We start from the raw sequence: 15325 nt of genomic DNA on the forward strand, positions 1-15325 counted from the left end.
ACAGTAGGCGGGAGAAGCAGGTTGCCCACGCCCGCGGGGTGGTGTGCAATCGCAGTATGACTGAACCACGCACCGTTCGTGCCGCGCGCGGCAGCACCCTGACCGCGAAGAGCTGGCAGACCGAGGGGCCGCTGCGCATGCTCATGAACAACCTCGACCCCGAGGTCGCCGAGCACCCTGAGGAGCTCGTCGTCTACGGAGGAACGGGCAAGGCGGCCCGCAACTGGGAGGCCTACGACGCCATCGTGCGCACCCTCACCACCCTGGAGAAAGACGAGACCCTGCTGGTACAGTCGGGCAAACCGGTCGGTGTCTTCCGCACCCACGAGTGGGCGCCACGCGTGTTGATCGCCAACTCGAACCTCGTCGGAGACTGGGCAACCTGGCCGGAGTTCCGCCGACTTGAAGCGCTCGGGCTGACGATGTACGGGCAGATGACCGCCGGATCCTGGATCTACATCGGCACCCAGGGCATCCTTCAGGGCACCTACGAGACGTTCGCAGCCGTTGCCGCGAAACTCTCCGCCCGCAACGGTGCGCCAGAGGGGCAGATCGAGGCCACGCTGGCTGGAACGCTCACCTTGACCGGCGGCTGCGGCGGAATGGGCGGTGCCCAGCCGCTGGCTGTCACCCTCAACGAAGGCGTCGTGCTCATTGTCGACGTCGACCAGAGTCGCCTGCAGCGCCGCGTCGACAAGGGGTACCTCGACGAGCTGGCGACCGATGTCGATGACGCCGTCGAGCGCGTGCTGGCCGCAAAAACAGAGCGCCGCCCGCTCTCGGTGGGGCTGGTCGGGAACGCCGCCACGGTCTTCACCGACCTGCTCGGCCGCAAGGTGCCGATCGACATCGTCACCGACCAGACTTCAGCGCATGATCCCCTCGCCTACCTTCCTGAGGGCGTGACCGTCGACGAGTGGCGCGGCTTCGCGGCATCCGACCCCGCCGGCTTCACCGACCGCGCCCGAGCCTCGATGGCGAAGCAGGTCGAGGCCATGGTCGGCTTCCAGGACGCCGGCGCCGAAGTCTTCGACTACGGCAACTCCATCCGTGCCGAGGCCGAACTCGGCGGCTTCGACCGGGCATTCGCCTTCCCCGGCTTTGTGCCCGCCTACATCCGCCCCTTGTTCGCCGAGGGCAAGGGACCCTTCCGCTGGGCCGCCCTCTCCGGCGATCCGGCCGATATCGCGGCCACCGACAAAGCCATCGTCGAACTCTTCCCGAAAGATGAGCACCTGCGCCGCTGGATCACCGCCGCTGGCGAGAAGGTGCACTTCGAGGGGCTGCCGGCTCGCATCTGCTGGCTCGGCTACAAGGAGCGGCACCTCGCAGGGCTGAAGTTCAATGAAATGGTGGCCTCTGGCGAGATCAGCGCTCCGATCGTGATCGGCCGCGACCATCTCGACTCCGGCTCCGTCGCCTCCCCCTACCGGGAGACCGAGGCCATGGCAGACGGTTCAGATGCCATCGCAGACTGGCCGCTGCTGAACGCACTGCTGAACACCGCTTCCGGCGCGACCTGGGTGTCGATCCACCACGGCGGCGGTGTCGGCATCGGCCGGTCAATCCACGCCGGTCAGGTGATCGTTGCCGACGGCACCCCGCTCGCCGCCGAGAAGATCGAACGCGTGCTCACCAACGATCCCGGCACGGGCGTCATGCGCCACGTCGACGCCGGCTACGACCGCGCCGCGGAGGTGGCCCGCGAACGAGGCCTGCGCGTGCCGATGTGGGAAGGCACTGCGTCAGAAGGTATTGCGTCGGAAGGCGCAGCGTCAGAAGGTACTGCGACGGAAGGCACTGCGACGCTATGACTCGCGAGCTGCTGACGAACATCGGCCAGCTGGTCACCAACGCGAGTGCCGGCGACGCTGCCGCCGGCGACGCCGCGACCGGCATCGACCGGCTGGGCATCATCAGCGACGCGGCGGTGCTCATCGACGACGGACGTATCGCCTGGGTCGGCCAGGCAACAGATGCCCCTGCCGTATCACCCGCAGAGACCGTCACTGGCGCGCAGGGTCGCTGCGTGATTCCCGGCTTCGTCGACAGTCACAGCCACATCGTGTTCGGCGGCGACCGGGCGGCCGAGTTCGAAGCACGGATGTCTGGTCAGAAGTATTCCGCCGGCGGCATCCGTTCAACGGTTGCGGCCACGCGAACGGCTTCCGACGACGATCTGCGCGCCAGAACCAGTGGATTGCTCGCCGAGATGCTGGCACAGGGAACAACAACCGTGGAGATCAAGAGCGGCTACGGACTCACCGTTGCCGACGAAGCGCGCCTGGTTCGCCTCGCAGTCGAGGTCACCGAGGAGGTCACATTCCTCGGGGCGCATGTGATTCCGGCCGAGTTCGCCGACCGACCGGATGACTATGTCGACCTGGTCGTCGGCGAGATGCTGGACGCCTGCGCGCCAGAAGCGAAGTGGATCGACGTGTTCTGCGAGACGGGCGCCTTCACTGTGGAACAGAGTCGGCGCATACTTTCCGCCGGTGCCGCTCGCGGTCTCGGTGTGCGTGTGCACGCGAGCCAACTCGGCCCCGGCGACGGCGTGAGGCTGGCTGTGGAACTCGGCGCAGCATCCGTCGACCACTGCACGTTCCTGACCGACGAGGATGTCGCGGTGCTGGCAGGGTCGACGACCGTCGCAACGCTCCTGCCCGGCGTCGAATTCTCGACCAGGCAGCCGTATCCGGATGCGCGCCGCCTGCTCGACGCCGGCGTCACCGTGGCCATCGCCAGCGACTGCAACCCTGGCTCGTCGTTCACGTCGTCGATGCCGTTCTGCATCGCCGTCGCGGTGCGCGACATGGGCATGGCGCCTGCCGAGGCACTGTGGTCGGCGACCGCCGGAGGAGCCGCCGCCCTTCGGAGGGACGACATCGGGCGCATCGAGCCGGGCGCCAAGGCCGACCTCGTGCAACTCACCGCCGATTCGTACGTGCACCTCGCCTACCGCCCCGGCGTGCCGCTGGTAGAGCGAGTGTGGAAAAATGGTGTGCTCGCTCGTCGAGAGGACGAAATACGTTCTTAAGCCCGCGCGGGAAGAGCATATTCGGGCGTCTCGGCGACGGTCAGTGAAAGCTCGGTCGTGATAGCGCGGCGGCGATAGCTCGGTCGCGAACGTTCGCTCAGCGGGTGCCGTCTGGCCTCACGAGCACCCCGGCGGCAACCTCGAGCACACAGAGCGCGGCGAGTCGCACGGTGCGGCCGTCCGCCACGTCAGCCGTCGCGTCGACCTCGGCCAGGTCGACCGAACGCACTCGCGGGTCGGCGCCGGCAGCGCGCGCGGCCTGGCGCAGTTCCCAAGCCGAGATTCCGCCCGGAACCGAAGCGGGGCATCCGGGAGCCACCGAACGGTCGCAGACGTCGACGTCCAGGTCGACGTGGATCGGCCCGCCGGCCGAACCCGCAATCTCCAACGCCTCGGCGAACACATCGTCCATCGGCCTGCGGTGCAGCTCGTCGCGGTGCACGACGGTGATCCCATGGTCCAGGGCGCGCTCTGCATACTCGCGGGAATTGGCGAAGTCAGCGATCCCGATCTGCACGATGCGCCTGCCGTCAAGCCCGGCCTCGATCAGTCGTCGCACCGGGCTGCCGTTCGAAACGCCGTCGCGCAGGTCGTAGTGCGCGTCGAGCGTGATCAACCCAGCCGCCGGCATCCGCTCTCCCCAGGCGCCGAGCGCGACCGGTACCGTGAGCGAGTTGTCGCCTCCGAGGGCGACAACAACGCGCGAGCGAAGGGATGCCGCCGCCGACGCTTTTCGCGCTCGGGCCTCACCCTCCTCGCCGTCTGGCTCCGTCACGTCACCGAAGTCGGCGATGGTGAGATCGTCGATGGAACCGGGGCGATCGCGCACCCCGCGGTCGGCCATGATGCCGCCGGAATACCGCCGAAGGGCGGCTCGAATGGCGGCGGGCGTCTCGCCCGCGCCGGTCGTCGAGATGGAGGTGCGCCAGGTCGGCACCCCGAGCAGTGCGAGGTCGAGCCGTATGTCGTCTGGCAGCGAATCGGCCGTCCGCCAGCCGCCCATCCTTGGCCAGAGCGGGTCATGGGGCAGCGTCGCGTCGGTCACGAGACCGACAGTATCAACCCCGCGCTCCCCAACCTCGCGTTCGCCGGGTTTCCTGTCTCGCATCCCGGACCCTGGCACTGTGAGGGGTCAACTTTCCGTATGACTTTGCCCGCCGCGGGACTAGCAAAAGCTGGCACCTCACGTGGCCTCGGACTACTGGCGGCGGTCGAAGCGCGCGGCACCGCTGGCATCTGCGGCGAGACGGATGCGCTCGGCGTGGTCTCCGGGCAGTTCTGGCAGGGCGTCAAGACGGAACCAGGCGGCATCCGTGTTCTCATCATCGGCGGGATAGGGCTCGCCGCTGATCCAGCGGCAGCGAAAGACGAGGTCGAGGTACTGGGCCTGGTCGCCATTGAGGTAGGCCAGCGACGGGATGACGTGCACCCAGGCGAGGCGCTCAACCTCGGCGTTAACGCCGGCCTCCTCCAGGACTTCGCGGGCAGCGGCATCCGCCGGCTCCTCGCCCGGGTCGATGATGCCGGTGACCGGCGTCCAGGTGCCGTAGTCTGCGCGGCGCACGAGGAGTACCTCCTCGCCCCGGAACACGACCGCGGTCACGCCGCTCAGCCAGAGCGGTGCGTGCCCGATCTTCTTGCGCAGTTCCAGGACGAAGTCGGGGGTGGCCATCAGCCGGCCCTAGGCTCGGGAGCGCCGACCGCGACTGCGCGCTTCTCGCGCCGGCCGGCGCGACGCTCGCGCGCACCCTCGACCAGGTAGTACAGCACCGGCAGCACGACCAGCGTCAGCACGGTCGACGAGACCAGCCCGCCGATCACCACCAGTGCGAGCGGCTGCGAGATGAACCCGCCGTGACCTGTCAGTCCCACCGCCATCGGCAGCAGCGCGAAAATCGTGGCAAGCGCCGTCATCAGGATCGGCCGCAACCTGCGCGATGCGCCGTGCACCAGCGCCTCACCCACACTCATTCCCCGCCGTCGATACTGGTTCACCAGGTCGACCAGAACGATCGCGTTGGTGACCACGATTCCGATCAGCATCAGCACGCCGATCAGCGAGGCCACGCCGAGCGGGATGCCGGTGATCACCTGCAGGGCGATCGCCCCGGTCGCCGCGAACGGCACGGACACCAGCAGCAGCAGCGGCTGCAGCAGCGAGCGGAACGTCGCCACCATGACGATGTAGACGATCAGGATCGCAATGAGCATTGCGATGCCGAGCTGCTGGAAGGCGTCGGTCTGGTCGGCCGTGACGCCGCCGAGCGACGCCGTCGCACCAGCAGGCAGGTCGGTCTCGGCGAGCGCCGCGGACATTTCGGCACTGGCCGTGCCGAGGTCGTCACCGTTCGGCGTTGCCGACACGGTCGAGGTGCGCAGCCCCTTCATGGTGGTGATGGTCGACGGTCCGTCGACCTGCTCTACCGTCGCCAGCGTGTCGAGCGCGACCGGCCCGGCAGCGCTCGGCACGTGCAGCGCGGCCAGTTCAGCGATCGTCGCAGGAGGCGCAGCATCCTGCAGGTAGACCGACAGGTTCGCGTCCTCGATGACGATCTTTCCGATCGCACTCGGCTGCATCGCCTGTGAAACCAGCGAACCGAGGGCGAGTTCGCTGAGCCCTGCCTCCGCCGCGGCGTCACGGTTGATCGTCACCGCTATGTACGGGCGGGATGCCGCCAGGTTGCTGGTGCTCTCGGTGATGGAATCGAGCGTCTGCACCTTGGCGAGCACCGCATCCGTCGCCGTCGTCAGGTCTTCGCTCGACGCCGCCGTGATGTCGACCTCGATGTCGCTCGACGCGCCGAACCCGCTGGCCGCTGACACCGAGATCTCGCCGGCGTCGTCGATGTCGGCCAGCTCCTCGCGGGCGACCTCCTGCACCTTGTCGGGGTCGGCGTCATCGCTGGTCGTGACGGAGTAGGTCACGGTGCTCGACGACGGAGCGCCGCCCGTGAACGCCGCGGCCATGCCGCCGCCGCCACCGATCGACACCTGAACGACATCGACGCCGTCGATGGCCCTGATCGCGTCTTCCACGGCGCCAGACGCGTCGTCCTGCGCCGCAAGGCTGGTGCCGACGGGCAGCGTCTGGGTCGCCTGGAATGTGTCCTGGCCGGTGGACCCGAGGAAGTTGACCTTCATGAACGGCACCAGCGCCACGGTTCCGACCAGCACCAACACCGACAGCAACAGGGTCGCGACGGCGTGCTTCAGGGTCCAGCGGATGACCGGCAGATACCCCTTCTGCAGCCGGCTCGGATGCTCGAGCTCGTCGAGTTGGACTGCGACGGATGCCGCGTGCCTGGTGCGCCTGGACGTTACTTCGCCTGCCTGGCCGGCCTCGGCATCCGTTGCCGCCTGCGACTCGGTCGAGCTGGTTACCGCGGCATCGGCTCCTGCGGTGTTGGTTTCGACAGGCTCGCGAACATCGGCGGCCGCCTCGAGCGCGGCAGTGTGCGCAGCGGGCTTCGGCGTGCGCAGGAACCAGTACGCCAGCACGGGCACGATGGTGAGGGAGACCAGCAGCGAGGCAAGCAGCGCGATCGTCACGGTGAGGGCGAACGGCCGGAACAGTTCGCCGGTGGAACCGCCGACGAAGGAGATCGGCAAGAACACTGTGACGGTCGTGATTGTCGAGGCGGTGATCGCCCCGGCCACCTCGCGCACAGCGGCGACGATGGTCTCGGAACGATCGCGTCCGGCGATGAGATGGCGTTTGATGTTCTCGATGACGACGATCGAGTCGTCGACCACGCGCCCGATCGCGATCGTGAGCGCGCCGAGGGTGAGGATATTCAGCGAGTAGCCGACGGCCTGCAGGCCGATGAAGGTGATCAGCACCGACGTCGGGATCGAGATCGCGGTCACCAGGGTGGCGCGAACAGAGAGCAGGAAGACCAGGATCACCAGCACGGCGAAGATGAGACCGAGGAGGCCTTCCTGGGTGAGCGCGTCGATGGACTGCTGGATGAACGGCGCCTGGTCGAACACGATCGTGAAGGTGGCCCCGTCGACGGCCGCCTCGAAGTCGGGCAGCAGGGCGCGGACGGCTTTCGACACGTCGACCGTATTCGCGGCCGGGACCTTGGTGACCGAGATGGTGAGCGCAGGCTCGCCGTTCACGCGCGAAATGCTGGTGACGGGGTTCTCGGCGAGGGCGATGGTGGCGACGTCGCCGATGGTGGTGACGGATGCGCCAGGCACGCGCGAGACCAGAGGGAGTGCGGCGATGTCTTCCGCAGACCCGAGCTTGGAGCCAGCCTGCACGGAGAGGGTCTTGTCACCTTCGGTGAGTGAGCCGGCCGGGATCAGTGACCCGTTCTGCTGCAGGGCGTCGCGGATGGACTGGCTGCTGAGCCCGGCGAGGGCGAGGGCGGCGTCATCCGGGGTGATGGTCACGCGCTGGCCGATGTCTCCGACCAGCGCGGCATCGCGCACCCCTTCGACGTCGCGGATGTCGCCGAGCACGTTGCGCTTCAGTTCATCAGCGAGGGTGGCGGTGTCTCCGCCGGCGACCGCGATCGACAGCACAGGGAAGTCGTCAATGCTGCCGCTGATGACCTGGGGGTCGATGTCTTCTGGAAGCGTCGATTTAATGCGGTTGATGGACTGGCTGATTTTCGACTCGGCCTTGGCGAGGTCGGTGCCGTAGGTGAAGGTCGCGTTGATCAGCGACGAGTTTGTACTGCTCGTTGTCGAGGTTGATTCGAGGCCTTCAACGCCCTGAATGGCGGTTTCGATCGGCGTCGAGACGTCGTCATTGACCACCTCTGGTGACGCGCCGGGGTAGCTGGTCGAGATCAGCAGCTGCGGCAGTTGCAGCGACGGAATCAGCTCCTGCTTCAGGCTGGTCAGGGCCAGGCTGCCGAAGACGGCGGCGACAATGGTGAAGAGCGCGATCAGCGCCCTGTTCTTCATACTCAGGACGGAGAGAAAGTGCACCGGCATAGTATCCCACCGGCTGATGAACGGATGCTGTACTCCGGTTCAACCTGCGCAATGCGCGACGCGACATAGAGTCGCAGTGTTGTCGCGTCGCTGCTAACGTGACCTCTCATGGTGGGAAACGACTGGATCGAGCATCGACGCGGCGACGGCGAGCTCGTTGGCTGGATGATTCCCCGCGGCGAAGACTTCGTGGTGGTTGACCTCCTCGGTCGTGAACGGAGCAACGCGGTCGACTGGCTCACCGCCGAGGAGACGCTCGAGGATCTCGGCATCGGATACCTGGCGGACCTGTACATGCTCGCGCTCGAGGACGGCCGCGATCTCAGGGTGCGCATCGCCGAGGTGAGCCCCGACATCATCAGGGTCAAGAAGGATGATTTCGGTGCGGTGGCGTACCGCAGCTGTACTACTCGCTCGGCTTCCCAGCCCCGGCGACGCTGCGCCCGCTCCGCCCAGGGGAGGGTGCAGAAATCTCGCCGGATTTCTGAGGCTGAATCAGCAGCACCCACCTGGGTCACGCCACGGGCAGAATACATCGCGGTCGCACAACTGCAGGCCGATGCGTTCGTGACCGGCGAGGTGGATCTTGCGCACGCGGTCAACGGCATGGTCACGCTGGCGCCGTTCGAAGCCCTCGCCCAGCCGAACTGGTCACAACATCAGAAGCCAGTGCGAACTGGGGGCAGATGATGGCGAGACATCGGTTGCCGTTGCGTCAGCTGTCGTCAGTGGGCAGCGCACCTTTCAAGCGATGATCGGGACGTCAAGTGGTTAGAGTCCCAGTACGCGGCGGAGCCCGCGGTCGACCTCGTCCAGCAGGCTCTCGGGGACCTGACCGCTGTAGTCAACGAGATCAGGCTTGTTGAGCGTTGCGACAGCGGTCACATTGACAACGGAGTCGCGAGGCAGCCCTGTGGACGATGACGGCAGGAATACGTTGCCGGGCATCGTTGCGAGCGCCGTGCTGGAAGTGATAACGGCGACCAGTACGGTTTCGAGCCGACTCGAGTTGTACGCGTCCGACTGGATCACCAGGACTGGGCGGCGCTTCGCGGGGCGGCTGCCGACGACTGGGCCCAACTCGGCCCAGTACACTCCGCCGCGCTCCGTCACCATTCGTCTGGGGCATCGAGCAGGAGCCGATGTCCGGCCTCGACGGCAGCGAGACTCGCTACATCAACCGCGCCAATCCTGTCCAGTGCAGCATCAATTTGCTGCGTCACGGATTCAGCGTCCAGCTCTTCCAAATAGCGCTGTGCCGCACGCGCAAAGAACTCTGATCGGCTCATTCCCAGATCTCTCGCACGACGCGACGCACGGTCGAAGGTCTCGTCCGGGAGCGAGATCGCAGTTTTCATACACCCAGTATAACTCGGTATAACCACGCCAACAAGAGGAACAGCGCTGAGCAAACCGCACCCCATCCACAGACAGGCAGCACCCGACACTTAGGGTGCTGCCTGTCTGCTTTACTAGGCGCTGCTTCCGTTAGGAGCGGGAGGCGCGGCGGCGGAAGAGCACGATGCCCGCGCCGGCCATGAGCAGGGCGAGTGCCCCACCGAGCCACACGCCGAATCCGTCGACTCCGGTGGATGCCAGGTTCGCGCCGGGCTTCGTTCCAGCGGGGTCCGATCCGTTGCCCTGGCCGTCACCCGCACCGCCGCCGGGCGCCGCCGCCGTGACCGTGACCGCTGCCTCGGCGCTCACGCCTTCCGCGCCGGTCACGACGACGGTGTGAGCACCGGGCGTGACGGATGCCGGAACCGCGAACGTTCCGGAGAACGCGCCGACTGCATCCGTCGTCGCTGTTCCGAGCTGAACCGGATCGGAGTTCAACACGATCATGATGTCGCCAGCCGGGAATCCGGCCCCGGAAACCTCGAGGTTTCCGCCCTGCACGACCTGGCCTGCACCCAGCGTCACCGTTGCGACCGGCGCAGGCTCGTCTGCGCCGAAGATGTCACTCGCCTGGCCGAGATTCAGGAAGACGGTCTCGCCCGTGGCATCTTTCAGACCGTCGTTATCTGTCACTGCATACACCGAACCGTTGGCACCGATGGTGAGGCCCTCGAGCTTCTCCTGGGTCCAGCCGTTCACGGCCTGCATGTCGGGCAGCACGTCGTAGGCCAGGGTCTTCGGCAGCACCTGGAGTGCGTCGGCACCTGCAGCGTCGGCCGGAATCTCGACCGTGTAGATTCGCTTGTTCGCCGCGGCCGGGCCGTTCAGCTTGTCGCGCTCGATCACCGCGAGGGTGTCGGAGTCGACGGCAACGATTTCGGACAGGCCGACCCAGTCTCCGTCAGCCTCTGTGGCGTCAAGTTCGTAGCCGAACCATGACCAGGCCTGCGTCGTCACGTCGTATCGGCCGAGCCTGGTGATGTTGTCACCGTCGACCGTCGCACCGACATCCGCCGGGTCTGCCCAGAGCGGACGCTGCAGGGCGACCCACACTTGCTCTGCACCGGACTTGTCTGTGATCGCCGTCACACCCTCGTAGCCCCACTTCGCGATGTGATCGCTGATGTCAGCAGGAAGTGACACGGTTTCAACGACGGCACCGGCGGCATCCGTGCGGTGCAGCTGGTTCTCTGCACCGGTCGCGCCCTCTGAAGCGAGCCAGAAGCCCCCCTGCGGCCGGGCGAAGAGGCCTTCAACGTCGAATTCTGCCGGCTTGGCATCAGCAGTGACGACGAGACTGTCGGTAATGCGCGCCGGGGCGCCGGTCACGGCACCACTGACATCAACGGTGAAGATCGTGCTCGGCTTCAGCGCGGAGTCGCTGGCCGTGTAGAGGTGGTCGGAGTCGCCCGGAACCGCGCTCAACGCGCCGAGCGCAGACCAGCCGATCGGCAGTCCGCCATCGGTCGCAGCGGCCGTGTCGGACACGATGCTGGGCTGGCCGGGTACCGCGTCGCCGAGTTCGAAGAGGGCGACGGATGCGCGCACGCCATTTTCAGCTTCGTCCGTCTCGCTCGACACGGCGAGCAGCCCGCGGGCCGGAATCGGCAGCAGGCCCTCCGGTCCGTTGGTGGCGAACATCAGCTGCTCGAAGACCGGCGCCGTCGGGTCGCTCAGGTCGTAGGCCGCGACGAAGTTGCTGCGCTCAGAGGCCACGAAGGCGTAGGTGGTGCCGTCGTACTCGGCGACGGCGAGGCCCTCAGGCTCCGAGCCCTTCTTGCCTGCGCGGTCGTCGTTGTAGAGCCCGTGGGCGACGGCGAGGTGTTCGAAGCTGTTGCCGGCGTCCCAGGAGACATCACCGGTGGTCGCGTCGAAGATGGTCCATCCGCGGCTGCCGCCCTTCCAGTCGCCTTCGTTGGCGGTCGCGACGTGGGTGCCGTCGACCCAGACGATCGAATCGGGTTCGCGCGGAACATCCGTTATCGACCCGGTCAGGTCGATGCGCTTGTCCTTCTTGACGTCGATGCCGTCGACGCTGACTGTGCCGGCCGAGAAGACGCGGGTGAGCTCGCGGGTGGCAAGGTCGATGATCGCGATGCCGTTGTTCTCCTGAAGTGTGAGAGCGAGCTCGTTGTCGGCGTTGATGGCGACGTATTCGGGCTCAGGGTCGGTCGGCGAATCGAGTCCGGCGTCGACGAGCGCCGGGAGGGCGTCACCGTTCTCCTGCACCAGGTCGACCGGTGTGGCTACCCAGCTGTTGGGGTCCGTGTTGAGGTCGATGACCTGCACAAAACCGGCGGGCGGCTGCGGGAGGTCGCCCTCCTCGCCTCCCGTGGGCGTGAACTCCTCGTCGCGCTGGTTCTCGATGGCGATGGCGGCGTAGGCCTGGTCTGCGCTGATGGCGATCGAGTCTGGCTGGCCGCCGAGGTCGATGCTGGCGATCCGTTCGCGGTCGCTGACGCGCACTACGTCGAGGCGGCCCTTCGGGTTCACGAAGTCGCCGCCGCTCTCGTCAACGACGACGAGCACGTAGTCGCCGTATACCGCGACAGAGGTTGGCTGGTCGTCTGCGTGACCGAGTTCGGCCAGCGAGAGGGTTCCGGCGCCGAGCGGGGCCGATGGGTCCGAGATATCGAGGAATCCGATTCGCTTGCCCAGGGCGTCCGTGTAAATCATGGTGTTGCCGTCTGCGGTGACCGCAGAGATCTCAGCGACGGTCGGCTCGGCGGGGTCGACGCCCGCCGGCACGTTCTGGAATACCGGGTAGGTCGCGGTGCGGTGGAAGGCCTGGCCCGCTTCGTCCGCCTGCGCTGGCACGGATGCCGTCGGCCCCGTTGCGAGCACACCGGCGGCGAGCGCCGCCCCGACTAGAAGCGCGGAACCGCGCGCCACCCTGGAAATCCGCATGACTGTCCCATTTCGATCGTCGACTGTGAACCGTGCAGGCTCACAGTGCCCGGCGGCGGGAACGGTGCGGTGTCGACTCGGTGGCCACTCGGTAGCCGGGAGATGGACGATTCCTGAACGCGGCGGCCGGCGGCGGCTGCCGTTGGGCGGCCGAACTCAGGCCGCGGCCGGCACGCGCGCGCGACTACGATCGCGGATGAGGAATCCGAAGGCCAGTGCGACGAAGAACATCAGCACGCCGTATACCGCTGCCGGCAGCGACATTTCGACGCTGCCAAGAACCGTCTGCGCAATCACGATCGCCAGGGTTGCGTTGTGAATTCCGATTTCGAATGAACTGGCGACCGACTGCGCCCGGCCGACCCGCAGCATCCGTGGCACCAGAAAACCGATGCCCAGGCTGATCAGGCAGAACAGCACGGTGATTGCGGCCAGGCTCGCAACGTTCTCGACGAGGATGTCGATGTTGGCGACCACGGCACCCGCAATGACGACAATCAATATGACGACGGATGCGATGCGCACCGGTTTGTCCATCGCATCCGCGAATTGCGGTCGCCAACGCCGCACCAGCATCCCGAGTGCAACGGGGAGCAGTACGATCGCGAAGACTTCGAGCACCTTGCCCAGTTGCAGGCCGACGGTGTCATTGCCGGGCAGGAAGAAGGCGATCGAGAGGTTGACGATGATCGGGAGGGTGACGACGGCGATCACCGAGTTGATGGCGGTGAGACTGATGTTGAGGGCGACGTCGCCCCGGAACAGGTGACTGTAGAGGTTCGCCGTTGTGCCGCCTGGCGATGCTGCGAGCAGCATCATGCCGACCGCCAGTACCGGCGGGAGGGCGAAGGCCACGACCAGGCCGAAGCAGACCAGAGGAAGGACGATGAGCTGGCAGACCAGCACGATCATCACGGCCCTCGGGTGTTTGCCGACCCGTGCGAAATCGCTGACGGTGAGGGTAAGGCCGAGGCCGAACATGATGAGTCCGAGGGCGACGGGGAGCCCGATGGTCGTCAACGCTGATGCCATGTGCTCACTGTGCCCGAGAACCGGGCCAAGCACAATGCCGCGTTCTCGAGATCGACGGACATTGTGGTGCCGATACCACGTTGCGACGGGTCAGTGGCCGATGAGAGGCAGAATCTCCGTCGATTTCAGTGGGGGTGTCGCGCCGGGGCCGCCCCGCGTAGGCTCGGCAGAAAGCAGTACCGGTCCATCAACGAGGAGGAACCATGTCTGTTGCACGCGTCACCACACTGAGTGTTCGTTCGGAAACATCGTTCGAGGATGCCGTCGCCCAAGGCATCGCCCGAGCGAACAAAACTCTGCGGGGGGTCTCCGGCGCCTGGGTCAAGGAGCAGAAGGTCGAAGTCGTCGGTGGTGCCATCACGGCCTGGAGCGTAACGCTCGAAGTGACGTTCGTTCTCGACGACTGAGCGAAAAGAGGAGGAATCTCTCCTCTTGCGCCCTGAGGAGGATGAATCCGCCGTCTGCGGTCGACTTCTCCTCCGTTCGCGCAAGCCGGCTCAGACGACGTCGGCCAGATAGCCGGTGTCTGCCAACGGATGCCGTAGCAGCGAACCCCAAGCAAGCGCCAATGCGTCGACGGCGCGCTCGGTCTCTTCGGCCGGGTAGCAGAACGGCAGACGCAGGAAGCGTTCGAATGCGCCGTCGATTCCGAATCGCGGCCCGGCCGGAATCAACAGGCCGTGGTTGCGCGCGGCCAGCGCCAGTTGCGAACTGACCGGCTGGCCGAGGTTCACCCAGGTGGTGATTCCGCCGTCGACGTGCGGCACCCTCCACTCGGGGAAACGCTCGGCCAGCGCGACTTCGAGATGGTCACGGTTGGTGCGCAGCTGGGCGTTCCGCTGCGCGATGATCGCCGGCATGTCGGCAAGGAGTCTGGTCACCATTAGCTGCTCGAGAATCGGCGTGCCCAGGTCGTTCGCCGATCTGGCGGCGACGAGCTTGCGAATCAACGGTCGCTCCGCCCGGATCCAGCCGACGCGGAGTCCGCCCCACACGGTCTTGCCGACCGAACCGATCGACACCGTTGTTCCCGGCATAGCGGGGTCCGCATATGCGGCGAACGGCAGGAACTCGCCCGCCCTGTCGATGTTGAACTCGCCGATGGTCTCGTCGATGAGCAGAACGGTCCCTTGCCGCCCCGCAGCGGCGAGCACCCGTTCGCGCTGGTCGACGGGCATGGTCTGGCCGGTCGGATTGTGGAAGTCGGGCATCAGATATCCGAGCACCGGATTGCTGCGCTGCAGCGTCTGCAGGAGCGCCGTTTCGTCCCAGCCGCCCTCTTCGCCAGCACTCGCATCGGGCGCGGAAACACTCACGGACACCAACCGGGCTCCCCCGGAGCGGAGCGCTTCGTACGCGTGCGGGTATGTCGGCATTTCGATCAGCGCCCGGTCGCCGCGACCCAGCATCACCCGTGCGAGCAGGGCGATGGCGTGCTGAGCGCCGATCGTGACCATGATCTGCTCCGGATCCGTCGCCAGCCCCCTGCTGCGGTAGCGGTCAGCGATGGCGGCACGCAGTTCGGGGATGCCAACGGGATCGAACCCGGACTCGCCCAGGTGCCGTGGCAGGTCTCTGGCGGCCAGCTCCGCGACATCCGCCAACCCCGTCAGCGCTGGCAACGTCGCCTTGCTGAAATCGAGCATGCCGCGGCCGCCGACCGCGGTCAGTGTCGTTGCGCCTCCAGGTATGCGGGTCATGCTGCCAGAGCCGCGCACACTGATCAGGAAGCCGGCGTCACGGAGTTGCCGGTAGGCGGCGGCGACCGTGGTGCGGCTCAGCCCCAGACGGGTGCTGAAGTCGCGCTCTGCCGGCAGGCGACTATCGGTCGGGATGCGACCGTCAAGGATCAGGAGACGGATGCGGTCGGCCAACGCCGCGTATGCGCTGGAACCGCTTCGCCACTCTCCGAGCAGGGATTCGAGTGCGCGAGCACTGACCTGATGGGCTGACATGAGGCCACTATAGACAGATTGGCCTCTTGATAACAGGGTTCAGTTGTAA

General features: G+C 66.6%; 12 protein-coding genes. 4 read left to right on the forward strand and 8 right to left on the reverse strand.

Annotation, left to right across the window (positions count from 1 at the left end):
• Positions 1–56: 56 nt before the first annotated feature.
• Both hutU and hutI read left to right on the forward strand, forming a co-directional pair.
• Positions 57–1814 carry a urocanate hydratase gene (gene hutU, locus K323_RS23590; RefSeq protein ID WP_022883490.1) on the forward strand — a complete coding sequence of 586 codons (1758 nt, stop codon included), beginning with the start codon at positions 57–59 and terminating at the stop codon, positions 1812–1814.
• Positions 1811–3037: an imidazolonepropionase gene (hutI, locus tag K323_RS0101345; RefSeq protein WP_022883491.1), complete on the forward strand. Its 1227-nt coding sequence runs from the start codon at positions 1811–1813 to the stop codon at positions 3035–3037. Before hutU ends, hutI begins: the two co-directional genes overlap by 4 nt.
• Positions 3038–3134: 97 nt before the next feature.
• Here the strand turns inward: hutI and K323_RS0101350 are convergent, their stop codons facing one another.
• The 3 genes from K323_RS0101350 to K323_RS28670 form a co-directional block, all read right to left on the reverse strand.
• The gene (locus K323_RS0101350; RefSeq protein ID WP_051147158.1) at positions 3135–4040 is read right to left on the reverse strand and encodes an arginase family protein; all 906 of its coding nucleotides are present in this window, start codon (positions 4038–4040) and stop codon (positions 3135–3137) included.
• Between the two features lie 195 nt (positions 4041–4235).
• Positions 4236–4709, reverse strand: coding sequence for an NUDIX hydrolase (locus K323_RS0101355; RefSeq protein WP_022883493.1), 474 nt, complete (start codon positions 4707–4709; stop codon positions 4236–4238).
• The gene (locus tag K323_RS28670) at positions 4709–7978 is read right to left on the reverse strand and encodes an efflux RND transporter permease subunit (RefSeq protein WP_051147159.1); all 3270 of its coding nucleotides are present in this window, start codon (positions 7976–7978) and stop codon (positions 4709–4711) included. The genes K323_RS0101355 and K323_RS28670 overlap by 1 nt, the downstream gene beginning before the upstream one ends.
• A 114-nt stretch (positions 7979–8092) precedes the next feature.
• On the opposite strand from K323_RS28670, the gene K323_RS28345 reads away from it, so the two are divergent.
• A complete protein-coding gene (locus K323_RS28345) occupies positions 8093–8674 on the forward strand; it encodes a hypothetical protein (protein ID WP_342662990.1) in 582 nt (193 codons plus the stop codon).
• Positions 8675–8755: 81 nt separating this feature from the next.
• Here K323_RS28345 and K323_RS0101375 read toward each other — a convergent pair whose 3' ends face one another.
• The 4 genes from K323_RS0101375 to K323_RS0101390 all read right to left on the reverse strand — a co-directional run bounded on the left by K323_RS0101375 (position 8756) and on the right by K323_RS0101390 (position 13354).
• Entirely contained in the window at positions 8756–9100 is a 345-nt protein-coding gene (locus K323_RS0101375; RefSeq protein WP_022883496.1) for a type II toxin-antitoxin system PemK/MazF family toxin, read from the reverse strand.
• Positions 9094–9342 carry a ribbon-helix-helix domain-containing protein gene (locus tag K323_RS0101380; protein ID WP_022883497.1) on the reverse strand — a complete coding sequence of 83 codons (249 nt, stop codon included), beginning with the start codon at positions 9340–9342 and terminating at the stop codon, positions 9094–9096. Before K323_RS0101380 ends, K323_RS0101375 begins: the two co-directional genes overlap by 7 nt.
• Positions 9343–9472: 130 nt before the next feature.
• Positions 9473–12289 (reverse strand): esterase-like activity of phytase family protein, encoded by a 2817-nt coding sequence (locus K323_RS23610; protein ID WP_022883498.1) that lies wholly within the window; start codon positions 12287–12289, stop codon positions 9473–9475.
• Positions 12290–12445: 156 nt separating this feature from the next.
• Complete coding sequence (locus tag K323_RS0101390; protein WP_022883499.1) at positions 12446–13354, reverse strand: bile acid:sodium symporter family protein; 909 nt, start codon at positions 13352–13354, stop codon at positions 12446–12448.
• Positions 13355–13524: 170 nt separating this feature from the next.
• Between K323_RS0101390 and K323_RS0101395 the strand changes: the two genes are divergently transcribed.
• Positions 13525–13728, forward strand: coding sequence for a dodecin family protein (locus K323_RS0101395; RefSeq protein ID WP_022883500.1), 204 nt, complete (start codon positions 13525–13527; stop codon positions 13726–13728).
• Between the two features lie 90 nt (positions 13729–13818).
• On the opposite strand, the gene yczR is transcribed toward K323_RS0101395, so the two are convergent.
• Positions 13819–15276 (reverse strand): MocR-like transcription factor YczR, encoded by a 1458-nt coding sequence (gene yczR, locus K323_RS0101400; RefSeq protein WP_022883501.1) that lies wholly within the window; start codon positions 15274–15276, stop codon positions 13819–13821.
• Positions 15277–15325: the final 49 nt, after the last annotated feature.

The sequence above is a fragment of the Glaciibacter superstes DSM 21135 genome (assembly GCF_000421145.1).
GTDB classification, from domain to species: Bacteria; Actinomycetota; Actinomycetes; order Actinomycetales; family Microbacteriaceae; genus Cryobacterium; species Cryobacterium superstes.

Excerpts from the sequence above, each read along its gene's own strand:
- K323_RS0101380 (WP_022883497.1), bottom strand. The coding sequence starts at position 9,342 with ATGAAAACTGCGATCTCGCTCCCGGACGAGACCTTCGACCGTGCGTCG.
- K323_RS0101375 (WP_022883496.1), bottom strand. The coding sequence starts at position 9,100 with ATGGTGACGGAGCGCGGCGGAGTGTACTGGGCCGAGTTGGGCCCAGTC.
- K323_RS0101395 (WP_022883500.1), top strand. The coding sequence starts at position 13,525 with ATGTCTGTTGCACGCGTCACCACACTGAGTGTTCGTTCGGAAACATCG.
- K323_RS0101355 (WP_022883493.1), bottom strand. The coding sequence starts at position 4,709 with ATGGCCACCCCCGACTTCGTCCTGGAACTGCGCAAGAAGATCGGGCAC.
- hutU (WP_022883490.1), top strand. The coding sequence starts at position 57 with ATGACTGAACCACGCACCGTTCGTGCCGCGCGCGGCAGCACCCTGACC.
- K323_RS0101350 (WP_051147158.1), bottom strand. The coding sequence starts at position 4,040 with ATGGGCGGCTGGCGGACGGCCGATTCGCTGCCAGACGACATACGGCTC.
- K323_RS23610 (WP_022883498.1), bottom strand. The coding sequence starts at position 12,289 with ATGCGGATTTCCAGGGTGGCGCGCGGTTCCGCGCTTCTAGTCGGGGCG.
- yczR (WP_022883501.1), bottom strand. The coding sequence starts at position 15,276 with ATGTCAGCCCATCAGGTCAGTGCTCGCGCACTCGAATCCCTGCTCGGA.
- K323_RS28345 (WP_342662990.1), top strand. The coding sequence starts at position 8,093 with ATGGTGGGAAACGACTGGATCGAGCATCGACGCGGCGACGGCGAGCTC.
- hutI (WP_022883491.1), top strand. The coding sequence starts at position 1,811 with ATGACTCGCGAGCTGCTGACGAACATCGGCCAGCTGGTCACCAACGCG.